Source organism: Winogradskyella sp. PC D3.3 (assembly GCF_054366245.1).
This window is the reverse complement of record NZ_CM135962.1, coordinates 1977573-1998385: the sequence shown is the minus strand read 5'-3', so window position 1 is coordinate 1998385 and position 20813 is coordinate 1977573. Positions and strand designations below refer to the sequence as shown.

Annotated in this window: 13 protein-coding genes; 12 read left to right on the top strand and 1 reads right to left on the bottom strand. The window is 33.8% G+C overall.

Going from position 1 to position 20813, the window contains the following annotated elements; all coding sequences use genetic code 11:
- The first annotated feature begins 3 nt into the window (after window positions 1-3).
- From ACXGSQ_RS08590 to ACXGSQ_RS08575, 4 genes are all read left to right on the top strand, one after another.
- Window positions 4-708, top strand: a complete 705-nt coding sequence (locus ACXGSQ_RS08590; protein WP_458629198.1) for a nucleotidyltransferase family protein — start codon at window positions 4-6, stop codon at window positions 706-708.
- Window positions 709-836: 128 nt separating this feature from the next.
- A complete protein-coding gene (locus ACXGSQ_RS08585) occupies window positions 837-2261 on the top strand; it encodes a CCA tRNA nucleotidyltransferase (RefSeq protein ID WP_458629197.1) in 1425 nt (474 codons plus the stop codon).
- 29 nt (window positions 2262-2290) lie between these two features.
- Entirely contained in the window at window positions 2291-3316 is a 1026-nt protein-coding gene (locus tag ACXGSQ_RS08580) for a COX15/CtaA family protein (RefSeq protein WP_458629196.1), read from the top strand.
- Window positions 3317-3341: 25 nt separating this feature from the next.
- Window positions 3342-3860: an IS1096 element passenger TnpR family protein gene (locus tag ACXGSQ_RS08575; protein WP_458629195.1), complete on the top strand. Its 519-nt coding sequence runs from the start codon at window positions 3342-3344 to the stop codon at window positions 3858-3860.
- Here ACXGSQ_RS08575 and ACXGSQ_RS08570 read toward each other — a convergent pair.
- Window positions 3857-4921, bottom strand: coding sequence for a hypothetical protein (locus tag ACXGSQ_RS08570; RefSeq protein ID WP_458629194.1), 1065 nt, complete (start codon window positions 4919-4921; stop codon window positions 3857-3859). The two genes, ACXGSQ_RS08575 and ACXGSQ_RS08570, sit on opposite strands and share 4 nt — an antisense overlap.
- 215 nt (window positions 4922-5136) lie before the next feature.
- On the opposite strand from ACXGSQ_RS08570, the gene ACXGSQ_RS08565 reads away from it, so the two are divergent.
- From ACXGSQ_RS08565 to ACXGSQ_RS08530, 8 genes are all read left to right on the top strand, one after another.
- Window positions 5137-6033: an ABC transporter ATP-binding protein gene (locus tag ACXGSQ_RS08565; protein ID WP_458629193.1), complete on the top strand. Its 897-nt coding sequence runs from the start codon at window positions 5137-5139 to the stop codon at window positions 6031-6033.
- A 58-nt stretch (window positions 6034-6091) separates the two neighbouring features.
- Window positions 6092-6919, top strand: a complete 828-nt coding sequence (locus ACXGSQ_RS08560; RefSeq protein WP_458629192.1) for an ABC transporter permease — start codon at window positions 6092-6094, stop codon at window positions 6917-6919.
- A 108-nt stretch (window positions 6920-7027) separates the two neighbouring features.
- Window positions 7028-10465, top strand: coding sequence for a T9SS type B sorting domain-containing protein (locus ACXGSQ_RS08555; protein WP_458629191.1), 3438 nt, complete (start codon window positions 7028-7030; stop codon window positions 10463-10465).
- Window positions 10462-12924: a T9SS type B sorting domain-containing protein gene (locus ACXGSQ_RS08550; RefSeq protein ID WP_458629190.1), complete on the top strand. Its 2463-nt coding sequence runs from the start codon at window positions 10462-10464 to the stop codon at window positions 12922-12924. The genes ACXGSQ_RS08555 and ACXGSQ_RS08550 overlap by 4 nt, the downstream gene beginning before the upstream one ends.
- A 37-nt stretch (window positions 12925-12961) precedes the next feature.
- The gene (locus ACXGSQ_RS08545) at window positions 12962-14743 is read left to right on the top strand and encodes a T9SS type B sorting domain-containing protein (RefSeq protein WP_458629189.1); all 1782 of its coding nucleotides are present in this window, start codon (window positions 12962-12964) and stop codon (window positions 14741-14743) included.
- Window positions 14744-15210: 467 nt separating this feature from the next.
- Window positions 15211-18051: a choice-of-anchor L domain-containing protein gene (locus tag ACXGSQ_RS08540; RefSeq protein WP_458629188.1), complete on the top strand. Its 2841-nt coding sequence runs from the start codon at window positions 15211-15213 to the stop codon at window positions 18049-18051.
- A 461-nt stretch (window positions 18052-18512) separates the two neighbouring features.
- The gene (locus ACXGSQ_RS08535; RefSeq protein ID WP_458629187.1) at window positions 18513-20054 is read left to right on the top strand and encodes a T9SS type B sorting domain-containing protein; all 1542 of its coding nucleotides are present in this window, start codon (window positions 18513-18515) and stop codon (window positions 20052-20054) included.
- Between the two features lie 410 nt (window positions 20055-20464).
- Window positions 20465-20752, top strand: coding sequence for a T9SS type B sorting domain-containing protein (locus tag ACXGSQ_RS08530; protein WP_458629186.1), 288 nt, complete (start codon window positions 20465-20467; stop codon window positions 20750-20752).
- Window positions 20753-20813: the final 61 nt, after the last annotated feature.

Sequence of the window (20813 nt, the reverse complement as noted above, 5' to 3'; positions counted from 1 at the left end):
CTGATGCATAACAAAATTGATGTTGTAATTATGGCTGGTGGTAAAGGTGAGCGTTTAATGCCTTTAACCAAAAACACTCCAAAACCCCTTTTAAAAATAGGAAACAAACCCATAATTGAATATAACACAGACCTACTCGCATCTTACGGTATTAAGCATATCAATATCTGTCTTAATTATCTAAGCAAACAAATTGTTGCTTATTTTAAAGACAATAACAAACATCAGCTTACATTTAATTTTATAAAAGAATCCAAAACTTTAGGGACTATTGGAGCTTTAAAACTCATAAAAAAGTTCCATACAGATTATATATTAGTGATGAATGCCGACTTGCTCACTAATGTGAATTTTGAAGCCATTTATAACGCCTTTATTTTAAAGCAAGCGGATGCCTTAATTGCTACAATACCGTATACGGTTAATATTCCACATGGAATCGTAGAAACCAATGCTGGTTATGTTACCGACTTAAAAGAAAAACCCTCCTATACATATTACTCTAATGCTGGAATTTATATTTTTAAGAAAGCCTATTTAGATTTTATTCCAGAAGACACCTTTTTTGATGCTACTGATTTAGTGGAAACCTTACTTAGCAAAAACAAAAAAATCATTAATTATCCGATTTTAACTTATTGGTTAGATATTGGAAAACATGACGATTTTGAAAAAGCACAAGATGATATTAAAGCTTTAAAAATCTAGAATAATTCTTACTTTTCAAAAAGGACATTATTCATTTTAAAAGATTAGCTACGTGTCGTATCTTTGCACAGCTAAAAAATACAGTTGTTTTAAAATTAATTTAGAGCATCTGTAGTTTCAATCGTCTTATGAATCACAAACGCGCCTTAACACACCGTATTTTTAATTACATCACTCAATCTGCCGAAGAATTACAAGTAGAAAGCTACGTCATTGGTGGTTTTGTTCGCGATTATTTATTAGAACGAGGAGATGCAAAAGATATTGATGTGGTAGCTGTTGGCAGTGGTATTGCATTAGCAAAACAAGTTGCTAAAAATCTACCCACCCAACCAAAAGTTCAAGTTTTTAAAACGTACGGAACAGCAATGTTATGTTATGACGACATAGAAATTGAGTTTGTTGGCGCACGAAAAGAAAGCTATACCGAACACAGTAGAAATCCGATTGTAGAAAACGGCACTTTAGAGGATGATCAAAACCGACGCGATTTTACCATAAATGCTTTAGCTCTTAGTCTTAATAAAAATAATTTCGGAGAACTTTTAGATCCTTTTGATGGTCTCAGTGATTTAGACAAAGGCATCATCCGCACACCTTTAGATCCCAATATTACGTATAGTGATGACCCCTTACGTATGATGCGTGCTATTCGATTTGCAACACAACTCAATTTTGAAATTGAAGCAGCTTCTCTTAAGGCTATCACTGATAATAAAGAACGCATAAAGATTATTACTAAAGAACGTATTGTTGTTGAACTTAACAAAATCTTGGAGAGTAAAACACCTTCTATTGGATTTATTCATTTAGAAAAAACAGGCCTTTTAGATTTTATTCTTCCTGAATTAACAGCTTTAAAAGGTATTGACGAAATTGAAGGGCAACGCCATAAAGATAATTTTTACCACACTTTAGAAGTCGTTGATAATATTGCCCGAACTACCGATAACCTTTGGCTACGCTGGGCGGCATTATTACACGATATAGGAAAAGCACCTACCAAAAAATTTCATAAAAAAATTGGTTGGACGTTTCATGCACATGAATTTGTAGGCTCTAAAATGGTCTTTAAACTTTTCAAACGTTTAAAAATGCCATTAAATGACAAAATGAAATTTGTCCAAAAAATGGTGTTTATGAGTTCTCGTCCTATTGTTTTAGCAACAGACGTTACGGATTCTGCCGTAAGGCGTTTGGTTTTTGATGCCGGCGATAATGTTGAGGATTTAATGACGCTTTGCGAAGCTGACATCACCACTAAGAATCCAAAAAAATTCAAAAAATATCATAATAACTTTCAGAAGGTAAGAGATAAAATTATTGAAGTTGAAGAACGCGACCAAGTTCGTAATTTTCAACCTCCTGTTTCTGGAGAAGAAATTATGAAAACCTTCAACTTAAAACCTTCAAGAGAAATTGGATTAATTAAAGAAGCGATAAAAGAAGCCATTTTAGAAGGAGAAATACCTAATGACTATGACGCCGCTTTTGAGTTGATGTTGGAGAAAGGTAAAAAACTAGGACTTGAAGCAGTAAGCAGTAAGCAGTAAGCAGTAAAATAATATTAATTCTTGTATTTATGGCTCATCAAACAAAAGAAAACAAAGCAGTTATATATTGGTTATTGACAGGTTGTGTTTTAATCTTTATCATGGTGATTGTTGGTGGCATCACTAGGCTAACACATTCAGGTTTATCTATTTCAAATTATAAGTTAATTTCAGGAACTATTCCTCCAATGAATGAGGTAGAATGGAACGAAGCTTTTGAACTTTATAAACAATATCCTGAATATCAAAAACTTCATAATCACTTCGGTTTAGAAGAATTTAAAGACATTTACTTTTGGGAATGGATTCATAGAGTCATTGGGCGATTTATTGGTTTGGTTTTTATTATTCCATTCATCTATTTTTTAATTAAAAAACGCCTTTCAAAGTCCACTATTAAAAAATCTGCAATCCTACTTATTTTAGGAGGTTTTCAAGGCTTCTTAGGATGGTACATGGTAAAATCGGGTTTAGTAGATGAGCCTAACGTGAGTCACTTTAGATTAGCTGCGCATTTAACTACAGCATTTTTAACCTTTGCCTACACGTTTTGGGTTGCTTTAGACTTAATGTTTCCTGATAAAAAAGTCATTGATAAAAAATTTAGAAATTTTATAAGAATCGGTTTAGTCATTCTTATAATTCAAATCATTTATGGAGCTTTTGTAGCGGGTTTAGATGCAGGATGGATTCATAACCATTGGCCATTAATGAGCGAAGGTAAATGGATACACGAAACTGTATTTATTGAACATACCCCAATTTACCTCAACTTTTTAGAAGGTAAAAGTGGGGTTCAATTTGTACATCGAACATTCGCATATGTCGTGGTGATTTTTATACTCGCCATTTGGTATAAAGCCAACCGAATGACACTTACCTCATATCAAACTAAAGGGATTAACGTACTATTAGCCATGGTAGGCATTCAATTTTTATTAGGTGTTTTTACACTGATATTAGCTGTTCCGGTTTGGTTAGGTGTACTACACCAAGTGGGGGCGTTTATATTGTTAAGTGCTATGACATTTACCTTACATCGCTTTACCAAATAATTAAAAAATGATTTAACTTTGCAGCATGATTTATAGATTTAGAATTATCCTTGATAACGATACCGAAGATGATGTGTTCCGTGATATAGAAATACGCGAAAGTGACACGATGGAAGATTTACACAATACTATTACGCAATCTTTTGGGTTCGATGGTATGGAAATGGCGTCATTTTATGTAAGTGATGAGCAGTGGAATCAGGGTGAGGAAATCGCTATGATGGACATGAGCGAAGCTGGCAATGAAGTTAAAATAATGAACGAAACAGTTATTAATACTATTGTTCATGAAGCATCAACACGTCTTATCTACCTTTACGATTTTATGAACATGTGGACGTTTTATGTTGAACTAGGTGAAATTGTTGAAGAAGCAGAAGGTACGGATTATCCTAATTTAATGTTTGTTCATGGTCAAATTCCTGATGAAGCTCCAGAAAAAACATTTGAAGCTGAAGAAGACGATGACGATTATAACGCGTTTGAAGACGACTTAGATATTGATGACTACAGTGATTTAGATTTTGATGAAAATTGGAATTAACTAAATCGCTTTAAATTAACATCCTCATAATTTCGCTTTACAAAGTCGAGCGCATTTTTAAGAACTTCACCCATGTTTTTACTTTTTCTAAAGTTAATATCATGGGTGTAATTGTAAATAGCTTCCTTTAGCATTTCAATATGTTTAGGAATAGAAATTTCGTCCGCTTCCATACATTCTAATAATGCTTTTAAACGCGAGTGATAACTAATCATTCGTTTCGCAACAATAGAACGTTCTTCAATTTTATATTGATCTATGGATTCGGGTTGAATTTTTTCCCGGACCAACTCAACCATCTTAAAATTTTCCTTAAAAAATTGCGGCCTATAAATCTTTAGATTGCCTTCATAAGATTGTTGATCAAAATCAATGGCTCTAATTTTAAAAACCACATGATCAAAATCGTGAGTAGGCACAATCACATAATTGTAAGAACGCATATCTCCCAAAAGCCTAATTAAACAACGTTCATTAAACTTTACAAACTCTTTAGCTATCTGTGATTTTTCAGACGCACTACAATCTGGTAACATATTCTTTATAAACTCATCTCCAGGAATGCCTGCAATATGCTCTTCAATCAACGTATCCTTACACACCAAAAAATTAATTTGATATGGTGATAACATTTGCTCTAGCTCTAATCCATAAACTCGTGATGCATCTGCTGTTTTAACGTAAAAATGAGTAAAATTATCATTCAAAACATTCCTCACTTTTATTCTAAAAGGTTTAGAATTTCCGAACGTACAAAAATCAATCGCATCTACACTAAGGTATTTTAAAATGCTAGTTCCGCCGTCAGAAATTAAACTTGAGTATACTTGCTTTAAACTAATATCAATTTCTTCACGTTCAAATTCATTATAATACACACGTACCCATAGCGTATCAACATCATTTTTATCATATACCACAATAGAACCTTGAAAGCGCAACAAATCGGAATAGAAAATAGGCAAATCTATATTCCTTCTATATTTAGATAAATACGTATTTAATTTATCAGATATAGGGTATGTGGGTTTCTTTTTTGATATTTTTAAATCATTACTCATAGGCTAAATTTAAGGGTTTTAAAGTGAATAATAAAAAGTTCCCACTAAATTTGAATAAATTGTTTCTTAAAGATCTAACGACTAATTAAATCCATCATTTTGCAGGATTATTTATTATAAAATATAAATTCTTGTAACAAACAAAAGCATCAATCGTCTTATACACATAACCAACTTTTGCTGAACTTGTGTCAGCATCTAAAAAACCAATCATTTTGGAGCCAATCCTTACGATCAATAATCTCACAAAAAAATTCGGTTATCTCACTGCCGTTAAAGATTTAAGTTTCACTATTAATAAGGGTAATGTCTATGGCATTTTAGGCCCTAACGGAAGTGGTAAATCCACAACTTTAGGTATTGTTTTAAATGTGGTAAATAAAACAAAAGGCGATTTTCATTGGTTTGATGGCAATACCTCAACCCATGATGCCTTAAAGCAAGTTGGGGCTATCATAGAGCGTCCAAATTTTTATCCGTATATGACCGCCGAGCAAAACCTAAAATTAGTTTGCCGCATAAAAGGAGTCGATCGGAGTAAAATTGACGAAAAACTTGCTGTAGTGGGCTTACTTGATAGAAAAGATCATAAATTCAGAACCTATTCTTTAGGTATGAAACAGCGTTTAGCTATCGCTTCTGCCCTACTTAATGATCCTGAAATTTTAATCTTAGATGAGCCAACTAACGGTTTATATCCACAAGGAATTCATCAAATACGTCAAATTATAAAAGATATTGCTGCCAATGGCACAACGATTCTTTTGGCGTCACACCTTTTAGATGAAGTAGAAAAAGTTTGTACTCATGTTGTGGTCTTACGAAAAGGAGAAAAATTATACGCTGGTCGTGTCGATGAAATGATTAACAGTTATGGCTTTTTTGAATTAAAAGCTGAAAAGCATCAAGAACTCTTAGGCTTATTAGAGTTACATTCTAAAATTGGTAAAATAAAAGTTGAAGGAGAATTAATTACCGCTTTTTTAAAAGAACCCATGTCGGCTTCCGATTTTAATAAATCCATGTTTGACCAAGGAATTTTACTTTCACATCTTGTAAAACGCAAAGAAAGTTTGGAGGAGCAATTCTTACAACTAACAGACAACCAATAAATCAATCAAAAGAACAGCATAATTCTTATACCTTGAGAGTGTGCAAAACCAATCAAATATGTTACGTCTTATAAAAATAGAATTTCAAAAACTTTGGCTAAATAAAGTCAGTCTCGTTTTAATCTTTATATCCTTTATTTTACCATTCACAGTACTTATTTTATCATCCATTAAAATAAATTTTTTCGGCATTTTTACTTTAGAATTAGGTGAATTAGGTATTTTCAATTTCCCAATCATTTGGCACATTACTACCTTTTTCGCATCCTATTTCAAATTCTTTTTTGCTATTGTAGTCGTTAGCATGATAGGTAATGAATACAGTAATAAAACCTTAAAACAAAACCTAATTGATGGTTTAAGCAAGAAAGAGTTTATACTTTCTAAATTCTACACCATTGTATTTTTCTCATTGTGCGCCACCTTACTCATTGGTTTAGCCACATTTGTAATTGGGATGTATTATTCAAGTTATACGGAAGCCACTATTATTTTTAGAGAAGTAGAATTCTTATTGGCTTATTTTATAAAACTCGTTGGTTTTTTTAGTTTGTGTCTATTCTTTGGTATGCTAGTAAAACGTTCAGCATTTGCCTTAGCGTTTTTAGTAATTCTCTATATTGTAGAATGGCTTGTATTTTGGGCTGCTGTCTATATCACCGGAACTGTAGAAACAGCATTTAAGGTCAAAAGTTTCATGCCTCTAGAATCTATGTACAATCTTATCAATCAACCTATGCAACGTATAATAATGACTAAGTTCCCTGAAAAAACAGATATTGTGTACGATTACGCAGTACATTGGTATGAGATTGCTATTGTTTTAGGTTGGACTGCTTTATTTGTATTTTTATCTTATCGATTATTAAAAAAGAGAGATTTATAATCGTGTTAATAAAACTGCTTTGTCATGATACAATGTTAAAACTCGGTTTTTTTTATGTTCTAGTTGTTATATTGTGTGCCTAATGTGTATTCCCCACATTAAGCGCTTATGAAAAGGATCTTTTTAATTATATTCTTAGTATTTATTAGCACTCATTTTTATGCGCAAAATGAAGCTTCATTTTGGTATTTTGGGCAAAATGCTGGCTTACGTTTTAATGCCGAAACAGGAACAGTAACGGCAATAACCAATGGGCAAATAAACACCTTAGAAGGTTGCACCTCAATAGCAGATACTGATGGCAATTTATTATTTTATTCCGATGGAAGAACCGTTTGGAATAGAAATCATCAAATCATGACCAATGGCAATTACTTTGGTGGCACTGGGCTTTTAGGCGATCCTTCAAGTACATCATCAGGTTTAATTGTTCCAAAGCCCGAAGATCCTGATAAGTATTATATTTTCACAGTAGATGAACCGCATCAAAATAATGCCAGCACCTACCCTAATCAATTTCCTGGTCCATATGTTGAGGGCACCACAATACCTCAAGATGATGATGGTTTTAACAATGGTTTCAACTATACCCTAATAGACATGACCTTAAACGGTGGTTTGGGAGATGTAGATACTTCAGAAAAAAACATTCATCTAGTAACCTATGATCCTAACATTCCTATTGAAATACAATATAAATGTTCCGAAAAAATCACCGCAGTTCGTGCTGAAGATTGTTCGTCCTTCTGGGTTATTACCCATTTTGGCAATAAATTTTACGCCTTTAAAATTGACACCAATGGAGTCCAAACAACTCCTGTAATATCAGAAGTCGGCCCTTATATTCCTATTGAGGGTTATCGACGAAATTCTTTGGGCTATATTAAATCCTCACCAGATGCGTCTAAACTTGTGGCGGCCAACTATGGTGAAGCTGCACTTGCTGGTGGTAATGCTCCTGGCAATGTGTTTTTATATGATTTTAATAATGAAACAGGAACCGTTTCTAATCCTTTAGAGCTTTACGGCGTAGAAAATGGAGACAGTCCTTATGGTGTAGAGTTTTCTGCAGAAAGCAAAAAAGTATATGCTACAATAGCTGAAGGTGCTGCAGGATCTGGAACAAGCCATGTTTTACAATGGGATTTAGAAAGTTCTGACATACCGAGTTCTCTACAAATAATCCACTCTTCTAATTCTATGACTGCAGGTGCCTTACAATTAGGTATTGACAGACGTATTTACAGAGCTCAATTAAGTTACAATGGACATCCAACAATTTCAAAATATTTAGGAGTTATTAGTAACCCAGAAGCAGATGGATTAGCTGCAAATTATAGTGAACAAGGTATATTATTAGATATCAATGGTTCAAACCAAAATAGAAGTACAATAGGATTACCTCCTTTTATCCAATCTTTATTTAATTCTGAAACCGATATCATTAGAAATGGTATTAGCACTACTGAATTGAAACTGTGTACGAATGATTCTTACACCTTACAAGCCGATGACATTATTGGTGCAGATTATGTGTGGTCTTTTAACGGTACTCCTTTGACGGAAACTAGTTCGCAATTAGTTGTTGACACTCCTGGTTATTATGAAGTTTATATTGAACCTAATAACGGTGATTGTCCTATTGAAGGTAATGCTGTAGTTGGTGTTTTTGAAATCCCTGTAGCACACCCCGTTTCAGACGTTGATGTTTGCGACGAAAGTGATAACGACGGATTTACAAGCTTTAATTTTAGGACAAAAAACCCAGAAGTGTTATTAGATCAAGATCCCTCATTATACAATGTAACTTATTATGAAACAATCGACGATGCCAATGCTCAGGAAAATCAATTAACGTTTCCCTACACTAATACGGTAAATCCTCAAACTATTTTTGTTCGTGTAGACAATGTGGAAAACACTAATTGTTATGCGATTAACTCTTTTAATATTGAAGTATTCAACCAACCACAAATTCCAGTACTAGATACCATTCAATTTTGTGATAATTTTGGAGATGTAACAGATGGCATTGCAACCATAGCACTTGGCGATTTAATTCCCACCATAAGAGGCCATCAAACAGAAGCTGAAAGTCGTATTACATTTCATCGTTCTCAAGATGATGCCGATTCAAACACTAGTGCCTTACCTCTCAATTACACCAATACCACTGCAATAAATGAAACTATTTTTGTTAGGGTCGAAAATTCACTAAACACCAATTGCTTTGCTACAGATAGCTTTAATGTGGTTATTAATCCTATTCCAACAGCCTATAATACCACCATCATTCAATGTGATGAAGATGGCATCCCCGAAGGCTTTACAACTTTTAATCTTAACGAAAGTATAAGTGAAATAACAGATGGAGCACCAAATAGAAGTGTTACTTTTTACAGTTCTCAAACCGATGCCGAAAACGAAGAAAACCCTTTAAATGCCGAAGCTTTTGAAAATTACTTCAACCCTCAAACACTATATGCAAGAGTCACAAGCACTGATGCCGATTGTATGAATATTAGCGAAGTTACTTTAGAAGTTAGTACAACCTCATCAAACAATGCCAGTTTATCGTTATGTGATACCGATGGATTGGAAGATGGATTCATGACTTTTAATCTTACAGAGGCAACAAGTACTGTTCTAGCAAATTCTGCTTCAGACTTAAATATAACGTACTATGAAACTTATGACGATGCATTATTAGAGAATAATCCGGTTGGAACAACATTTACCAACACCATTGCCTATCAGCAAACGATTTATGGACGTGTAGAAAATGCTAATGCGTGTTATGGCATAAGTGAAATAGCCTTAACGGTTTTTAACTTACCGAATATTGAAACTGAATTTGAAACGGTTTATTGTTTAAATTTCTTTCCCGATACCATTATATTAAACGGAGGTGTCACTGAAGATTCTCCTAGCAACTATTATTACGAGTGGTCCACTGGCGAAAACACCGCTGAGATTGCCATTGATGCTCCAGGAACGTATAGTGTTAGAGTGACAAATACGAATGGTTGTTTTAAAGACCGAACAATTACTGTTTTACCATCTCATACCGCAACTATAACACAAATTAAAGTTATTGATGCTTCACAAAACAACTCTATTTCTATACGCGTTAATGGAGAAGGAGACTATGAGTATGCTCTAGATGATAGCAATGGTCCATATCAGGACAACCATACGTTTAATGATGTTCTACCAGGATTACATACCGTTTACGTACGCGATAAAAACAATTGTGGCATTACGGAGGATGTCGTTTCTGTTATCGGGTTTCCTAAATTTTTCACACCAAATAACGATACCAAAAATGATTTTTGGCAAGTGTATGGTATAAGCAATGATTTTCAAATAAATTCTTCTATATTTATTTTTGATAGGTATGGCAAACTTATAACAGAACTCGATCCCTTAAGTCCAGGTTGGGATGGTACTTATAATGGCAAAAAAATGCCAACAAGTGACTATTGGTTTAAGGTAATCTTAGAAGACGGACGTACATTTACAAATCACTTTACATTAAAACGATGACAAACACCCCTAATATGTTTATTAAATCTTTAGTTTTAACATGCGCTTTTTTTTACAGTACTCTAATTTTTGCCCAACAACCAAATGATTGCCAATTCGCAGTAACGGTTTGTGGCAATTCAGATTTTAGTTTAGATGTAAATGGTATTGGCTCTCAAGAATTAAACAACTCCAACACTTGTGGAAGTCAAGAAAATAATAGTATTTGGTTAGAAGTTAATATTGCAACCGCTGGTACTTTGGCCTTTACACTGACGCCTAGTAGCACAAATATCAGTGAAGATTATGACTTCTTTATTTTCGGCCCCAACGTAAGCTGCGGAAATATAGGACAAGCGATTAGATGTTCTACCACAAATCCTGCTGCCGCAAATCAAGGAAATAATAAAACAGGTTTAAATTCATCATCTACAGAAACCTCTGAAGGTCCAGGTGCTGCAGGAGACAGTTTTGTAAGCGCTATTGATGTTTTAGCAGGCGAAAGTTATTTTATTGTTATTGATAGACCTATTGGAAATAGCCCGTTTTCTTTAGAATGGACTGGTACGGCCACTTTTCCAGAAGCCCCCACGAATCCTTTGGTTGCTAGTACCACATCAACCAGTTTACCTACTATAACTATTTGTGATGCTACAGCACCCTATGATGATAACATTACAGAGTTTGATCTCACAAGTTTAACGCAAGACATTATTAATGGAGAATCTGATGTAATGGTATCGTATCATACATCAGAAAGTGATGCTAACATTAATTTAGATCCTTTAGGAAATATCTTTACTAATACATCGAGTAGTCAAACCATATATGTAAGAATCGAAAACGTAACTACAGGCTGTTATATTATTAACGATTTTGATATTAATGTTTCAGCACTTACCAATTTTAATACAACAACAGATTATAACATTTGTGATGATGATTTAGATGGTGATGATCAAAATGGTATTTCTACTTTTGATTTTAATATCAAATCACAAGAAATTATTGAAGGAATTCCTAATACAAATTATGCCATTAGTTATTATTTAAATCAAGCTGATGCTGAAACATCTGCGGCTCCTTTACCTCTAAACTATAGAAATACAGCTCCTACTCCAACCGAAATATTTGTTAGAATTGAAGATCTAGATTCTGGTTGTATTGGTTTCACTTCTTTTATTATTACTGTGGATCCCAAACCCATAGCGAATGATGTTTCACTGTTGCAGTGTGATGAAGATGGTATTCCGGAAGGCTTTACAACCTTTAACATTACTCAGGCATCCAATGAAATTACAGAAGGAGATCCCAACTCAACTATAGAATATTACCTCTCTCAGATTGATGCAGAAAATCAAGAGAATGCTATAGATGGTAGCTCTTTCGCTAATTTTTTTAACCCACAAATCATTTATACTAGGGTCACCAACAATAATACTAGCTGTGTTAATTTTAGTGAAATTTCGTTAGAAGTTAGTACAACAGCAACGAACAATGCTAGTATCCAGCTATGTGATACAGATGGTACTGAAGATGGCTTTATGGAATTTAATCTGGGCGCGGTAGCTGGCAATATTTTTCCGAATACAATTGAAGATTTTGTTTTAGTCTTTTACGAAACCTACGAAGACGCCTTATTGGAAACCAATCCTATTTCAGGAACATTTACGAACACCATACCCTATAATCAAACCATTTATGGACGTATGGAAAATGAAAATGCATGTTATGGGATTAGCGAAATAGAACTGACTGTTTTTAAATTACCAAATATCGAAACTACGTTTGAAACTCAATATTGTCTTAACTTTTTTCCAGAAACGATAACTCTCAATGGTGGTGTCATTGACGACATCCCTAACAATTACTATTATGAATGGTCAACAGGAGAAGATACTTCAACGATAGATATTAATGCGCCAGGAACGTATACCGTAAGAGTCACTAACACTAATGGTTGTTTTAAAGATAGAACAATAACCGTTTTACCTTCAAATATTGCAACAGTAACCAATATTGAAGTGATTGATGCGACTCAAAATAACACTATAACTGTTTTTGTAAGTGGTGAAGGTGATTATGAATATGCTCTCGATGATATTAATGGACCTTACCAAGATGCCACCACTTTTGAAAATGTACAACCAGGGCTCTATTCCGTTTACATCAAAGACAAAAATGATTGTGGCATTACAGACGCCTTAGTTTCTGTGATTGGCTTCCCTAAATTCTTTACTCCAAATGACGATACCGTTAATGATTTTTGGCAAGTAAAAGGGATTTCATCTCTTTTTCAATCAAATTCTTCCGTATTAATATTTGACCGTTATGGTAAGCTATTGAAAGAACTTGACCCCTTAAGTGTGGGTTGGGACGGAACATTTAATGGAGAAACAATGCCAACCAGTGATTATTGGTTTAAAGTTAAGCTTCAAGATGGACGGACATTTACCAACCATTTTACGCTAAAACGCTAACAATAAAAATTGTATTTTAGACCACCAATCAAAACTTGTGAAACAAAATCATTTTATATTATTATTCTTTCTATTTAGCCTAACGCTTCCTTTATTCTCGCAAGATGTTTCATTATTTCAGCAGTTTAATGGTCGATATGATTATGTTGCTATTGGAAACACTATGAATACGGTAGAGAATGGGACTTTAGGACCTTGTACAATTTTAACATCTTCTTCGGCGAACTTAACACTAAACGACAATCAAAATATCGTCGCAGCTTATTTATATTGGGCTGGTTCTGGGAATGGAGATTTTCATATTTCATTGAATAATATAGACATTACTGCAGAGCGCACATTTAGTGATGCTTTAGATAGCGATCGTGTTTTCTTCGCTGCTTTTGCAGATATTACTTCAATCATTTTGGATCAAGGCAGTACGGATTATACGATTTCCAATTTTGATCTTAGTGCGGATATTGGGCCTTATTGCGCATCAGGTACAAATTTTGGAGGTTGGGCAATTACTGTGATCTACGAAGATCATAACCTTCCGCTAAATCAACTCAATGTTTATGATGGTTTACAAAGTGTCCCTGACTATCTAAGTATTTCACTCGATAATTTAAACGTCTTAGATAATGAAAATGCTAAAATTGGATTTATTGCTTGGGAAGGAGATCGGTCTATTGCGGTTAATGAACAACTGACTATAAACGGAAACGTAATTAGTAATTATCCCTTAAATCCAGCAAACAATGCCTTCAACGGCACTAATTCTTTTACAGGTGCTTCAAATCTTTATAATATGGATATTGATGTTTATAGCATTCAAAACCATATCAATATTGGTGACACCTCGGCTACAATATCACTAACGTCAGGACAAGATTTCGTAATGATAAATAACATCATAACTGTATTAAACAGTCAATTACCTGATGCAACGATAAGCATAGACAATAATACCGTGAGTTGTGGAGATCATACTATTGAATTATTTTACACCGTATACAACACAAATAGCACAGGTGTTTTACCAGCAAATACACCAATTGCATTTTATAGCAACGGAAGTTTTATTGGTGCCAGTGCAACGGTTAATGATATTGCTATAAATGCTAGTGAAAGTCAATCAATTTACCTCAACCTACCTAATGGCACAGATCCTAATGTCACCATTATTGCTATAGTAGATGATAATGGCACCATGAACGGAGTTGTTACAGAATCTAATGAAAATAACAATAGCGCATTTAAAGAGATTGAACTACTTCTTATTCCTGAAATAATAGAACTTCCGAACCTAGTTGGTTGTAATGAAGGTCTTGAAATTTCGAATTTCAATTTATTTGAAGCCCTTGAAACTTTAAATTATAATGAAGAAGATATTGCTTTTTATCATTCAATAGAAGATTTAGAAACAGAATCTAATGCTATAATAATACCATCAGATTATAATAATGTTTCTAATCCTGAAACAATATATGCTCGGATAGAGCGTGATCCATGTTATGAGATATTTCAGTTTGATTTGACAATTGAAAACTGTCCACCTTACATTCCTCAAGGGTTTTCTCCCAATGGAGACACAAAAAATGATTGGTTTAATATTCAAGGTTTATACAATATATTTACAGAACACGAATTACAAATTTACAATCGCTACGGGGAATTGATTTTTGTTGGTCATAATGAAAAACCTTGGTTTGGTAAAATAAACAGAGGACTTAATAATAGAGGTAACCAAGCGCCTGTTGGGACGTACTATTATATTTTAAATTTGAATGATCCCAATTACAAACCATTTGTTGGTTGGGTCTATATTAACTATTAAAATCCGTTATAATTTTTCAGAATTGTTAAAGTTTTAATCCATTCATCTTATTTTTTTGTTATTATCCTTTAGTTACTTTAATTTTATACCTGCTAGTGAGATTTACTTACTATTTCCCTCCACATTTTAATAATTCCCTCAAAAATTTTAATAGTTAATTAATAGCTATAATTATATTTTAGATTTATCTCGGTTATGGAACTAAATTACTGATACTCAGCTTAAGGTATTTCTTACAAAAACATAAGGAATATTTCAAGATTTACGTATACGCCTATTCTCTAATTCGCTGAATTCACCAGCCGAAAAGGCCATTTTGGGCTCTAAATGTTAACATTTAGTGCGTTTTGACGTATTATTTTGTATTTCATCTTATTTTAATCTACTTTTCGTCCATAATTAAATTAGATGTCTGCGTCGACTCCAAATCTACCCTACACTAAAGTATCTAACCTTAACCGAAACGAATGACTTATTTAAACCGCTCCCTCTGCTTATTTATAGGCTTAATTTGTAATCTTTCTATTGCACAACAAGTTACCGTAGATAATTCAGTTTCACCTCAAGACTTAATTCAAAACACATTAATACAAGGTTGTGTTGAAGTCTCTAACATTTCATCACCCTCAAATGGATCTTCTATCGGTATCGGTAGTTTTGGTTATTTTGAACGTGCGAATTCAAATTTCCCTTTCGAAAATGGAATTGTGTTAACCACAGGAAATGCAACCTCTGCTGGTAATGGACAAAACAATAACATTTTAAACGATGGAGATGCGACTTGGTTAACGGATAGTGATCTTGAAAATGCTTTAGGTATTTCGGGTACAGTTAATGCAACATCTATAGAATTTGAATTTATATCAATTTCAAATCAGATACAGTTTAATTATATTTTAGCTTCAGAAGAATATTTTGGAAACTTCCCTTGTGATTATTCTGATGGTTTTGCTTTTTTAATTAAAGAAGCAGGTACAACAAATCCTTATACCAACATTGCTTTAGTACCAGGCACTACAACTCCTGTAAACACAAATACTGTTCACGATGAAATCGTTGGATTTTGTCCTGCGTCAAACGCTGAGTATTTCGCTGGATATAATCTTGGGGACACCAATTATAATGGTAGAACCACTGTACTATCTGCTACAGCAACGATTCAACCTAATGTACAATACCAAATTAAACTCGTAATTGCCGATCAAAACGATCAAAATTATGATTCTGCTGTATTTATAGAAGGAAATAGTTTTGATGCCTCTGTAGATTTAGGTGAGGATTATTCTACCTGTGCTAATAGTGCTGATTTAGATGGAAACATTGATAATCCTAACGCAACATACGAATGGTATTACAACAATACTTTAATACCTTCAGAAACGCAATCTACACTAACCGCTTCACAATCGGGAAATTACCGTGTAGAAATTAGATTACCCCTTGCCGGAAGTTCTTGTGTTATAGAAGATGACATTAATATTACTTTAAATACAACACAAACTTCAGATCCTATTTCAGATTTTCTGTTGTGTGATGATTTAAGCGGCAACGGCATAGAAACTTTTGACTTATCAACTAAAGATGCCGAAGTTTTATCTTCAGTGCCACCTTCTACTTATACCATTTCATATCACTACAGCAATGCAGATGCTATTAATAATAGCAATGCTATTTCTGGTCCAATTCAAAATACCTCAAACCCACAATCTATTCATGTAAGAATAGAAGATACGGTTAATGGTTGTTTAGCCTACTCAACATTTAATTTAGTAGTTAATTCCTTACCAATTATTTCAAACCCAACATCATTAACGATATGTGATAGTGATAATACAGCTGATGGATTAACGGCTATGGATCTTAACGCACTTAAGGATAGTGAGATTACATTATCTCAGCCCAACCTTGTTGTAAGCTATCATGGAACTTTGGCTGACGCCGCTGCTGGTGTTAACGCTTTTCCAATGCCATATACCAATTCTAGTCCAAATGAGCAACTATTTGTAAGTGTTAAAAACATAGAAACAGGATGTATTAGTACAACCTCTTTAAATATTAGTGTTACAGAAAGTCCAGTCATTAACACAGAACCACATTATATTGACGCCTGTGATACCGATCATGATGGTTATGCCAATTTTGATTTAACATCTATAATTCCTGAAGTTTTGGAAGGTCTTACAGGAGTTACGGTAACATTCCACAGTTCTGCTGAGGATGCGCTTTCTGGACTAAATCCTATTGCAAATGCCACTAACTATGCCAATAGTAATTCTGAAGAACAAATCGTATATATCAGAGTAGAAAACTCAACTTCGGGTTGTGCTTCTACAACTCCAATAGAAATTCATACAAACCTATTACTTACCGGAACCAATATTAGAGATATCAATTTATGTGATATTGATGATGACAATACTGAGGACTTTGATTTTGAAAACATTGCCGTTGGAATTATTAATAACTTACCCGATGTTGATATTATCTTCTACGAGAGTGAAAGCGACAGAGACAACGGAATAAACCCAATAGATATAACGTCTCCTTATAGTTCTGTAAGTAATCCACAAACGATATATATAACCTTAGAGAGCCCTACATGTACTGAAGTTGCAGAGTTTGATTTGGTTCTATATCCTATTATTCAATTTGATTCTGTGATAGGTTTAACAGTATGTGACGAGGACCAAGATGGTTTTACAACAACCGATTTATCTGCATTAAACGGGGACGTAACTAATGGACAAGAAGGATTTAATGTTAAGTATTTTTTAACAGAACAAGATGCTATTGATAATACGAACCCATTACCTAATTCATACACCAACCTAACAAACCCGTTTACATTATACCCAAGGATAACATTTTCACAAACAGGGTGTTACGACTACAACTCGTTTGAAGTCACTGTTTTACCAGCACCAGAAAGTGAAAAACCTTCAGATATCATTATTTGTGATGCCGATAGAGATGGTTTCTCTACTATAAACTTAAACTATAGTATTCCAAATTCTATTTTAGCAACACCTAACAGAAGTGTTAGTTTTCATAATAGTTTACAAGATGCACGTTTAGATCAAAACGAAATTCTTACCCCTTCAAACTACGAAGCTCAAACAGAAATTGTTTTTATGCGCGTTGAAAATAGCAACTCAGGTTGTTATGCTATTGAAGAATTAGACATTACAGTTAACACCTTACCATATGTTGGTGATTTAACAAACTATGTTGATCAATACAATTTTTGTGAAGATGTATCAGATGGTATTGGTGAATTTATTTTTGAAAATAAGGATCTGAAGCGTTAGATGGCCAAACAGGCAAAGAAGTCACTTACTATCTCAACCAAACTGATGCCGAAAATAAAACCAATGCTATTGATAAAACAAGTACGTATCAAAACATTAGTAACCCTCAAGAAATCTATGTTAGAGTAGATAACACTACAGATGAATCGTGTTATTCTACCTCTTCATTTACAATTGAGGTCGGTACTAATCCAACATACAATGAGCCAACAAACTGGTTTGTTTGTGATGACATTTCAAACGATGGTGCTGAATTATTTGATTTTTCAAGTATCGTTGACGAAGTCAGCGCTGGCATTCCAGATATACAATCCGTTAAATTCTATACCACAGAAAACGATGCGAGAAATAGTACAAATGAAATTCCATTACAATTTACCAATACCGTAAATCCGCAACAAATATTTGTTCAGATCGATAATGGTACAATTTGTCAATCTATTACATCCTTTGTTGTTAACGTGATTAAAGTTCCAGATGTAACGCTAGCGGAGCCCATGATTGAATGTGATGACGATACAGACGGGACACTTGTATTTGATTTAACAAGTGCTGAGTCTAATATTTTAGATGTAAGACAAGAAGATATTATCATTAATTATTATGCCACTTTAGACGATTCTAATTCGGATTCTAACCCTATTACGGATCCAGAAAATTTTACGAACACTTCTAATCCGCAAACCATTTACATGAAAGTTACGAATACAGTTTCTAATTGTTATGTTGAGCTTCCAATAGAGTTAATTGTTAACCAACCTCCTATTATTAATGATTTTGAAGAATACACCGTATGTGCCAATGAAACCAACAGTGTCGATTTAACTGAAATTAATGAAATAGCTACAGATGTTAGTTATAACGTTCTATATAGTTATTTTAAGACTGAAGCAGATGCTATTGCAAATACAAATGCATTAGATACTAATTATACGTACCAAAGTAATTATGATACGTTATTTGTGAGAACAGAGTATAGCACTACGCATTGTTCAACGTATCACCAATTCAATTTAAAAGTCACCCCTTTACCTGTAGCTAATCAGCCTAATGACTTAATTGCTTGTGATGATGATTTTGACGGTATTTTAGAATTCGATTTAACGCAACAAAACTCAAGTATTTTAGGAGGCCAAAACCCCGATTTATATACAATAACATACCATAACACAGCTCTTAAGGCTAATGAAAACATTTCAGCTTTAGAAACAGATTATATGGCATATGATAGCGAAGTGATTTATGCACGCATAGAAAATAACGATACAGGCTGTTATAGTGTAACTTCATTTTCTGTAATCATAAACCCTATTCCTGTAATAGATATTGAAGATCAAGTTATTTGTGTTGATAATATGCCTTTGCTAGTATCAGCAAACACCAATTATGCATCAGATTCTTATTTGTGGTCTACCGGAGAAACGACCCCAGAAATAGACATTACAGCAGTAGGAAACTATTGGGTCACTGTCACCACAGAATTTGGTTGTGAAAACACACGCTATTTTGGTGTTACCGAATCTGAAACAGCCACAATTGAAACTACAGAAGTTCTTGATTTCTCTGACCCAAACAATATTACTGTTACAATTAGCGGTATTGGTAATTACCTTTATCAATTAGATAATTTTGAACCTCAGGAATCTAATGTATTTCAAAATGTAGCTATGGGGTATCACACCGTAACAATTATCGATTTAAATGGTTGTGCTAATGTTACTAAGGATGTCTTAGTTGTGGATATTCCTAAGTTCTTTACACCAAATAACGATGGTGATTTTGATACGTGGCATATTGTAGGTATCGAAACATTACCTGGAACGGTTATTAATATTTTTGACCGTTACGGTAAACTTATAAAACAATTAACCTCTAGTTCTCCTGGTTGGGATGGGTATTATAATGGTCACATACTACCAACAAGCGATTTTTGGTACACTGCAGAAATACATCGCGGTTCTATTGCTTTTGAAGTAAAAGGTCATTTTACATTGAAACATTAAAGCCTACTACAATCAATTATTATTCTTAACAATCCCCTTACTTTATGGTAAGGGGATTTGTTATATTTAAAAGATCTTTGATAACGAATTTCATTTTGTACTACAAAATACTACGTTGTGTATCCTTTTCAATTGGTTGTTCTTTTAAATCACATAGCCAGCCAAATAATTTAATGGTCTACGATACTATGAAGAATTAGATTTAACACCGCAAAACACATCTATATTAGGCAATCAAAGTGCTATAAACATTTCAATTACATACTACGACGCTAAAGTCAAAGCCATTGAAAATCTAAAGCCACTTAATACGGACCATCTCGCTTACAATAATGAAATCATCTATGCTAGAGTAAAAAAACACCATCACAGATTGTTACGCAATTATAGATCAAAATGGTTGTGCAAGTATGACTAAAGAGGTTTTTGTAATAGATACACCTAAACATTTGACACCCAATGATGATGGGGATTTTGACACTTGGCATATTGCGGGAGTTGAAACCTTACCAGGAACAGTAATCCATATTTTTGATCGTTACGGAAAATTAATGACACAACTCAATCATACAACTTTAGGTTGGGATGGAACTTATAACGGTAAAAAAATGCCAGCAGGTGATTATTGGTTTATTGCCGATGTAATTCAGAATGGAAAGGCATTTCAAGTAAAAGGACATTTTACACTTAAGCGCTAATTTTTTTAACCGCATCCCCCTCATACACTCATAAGAGGTTATTCATCAATTAAAAAGGTAG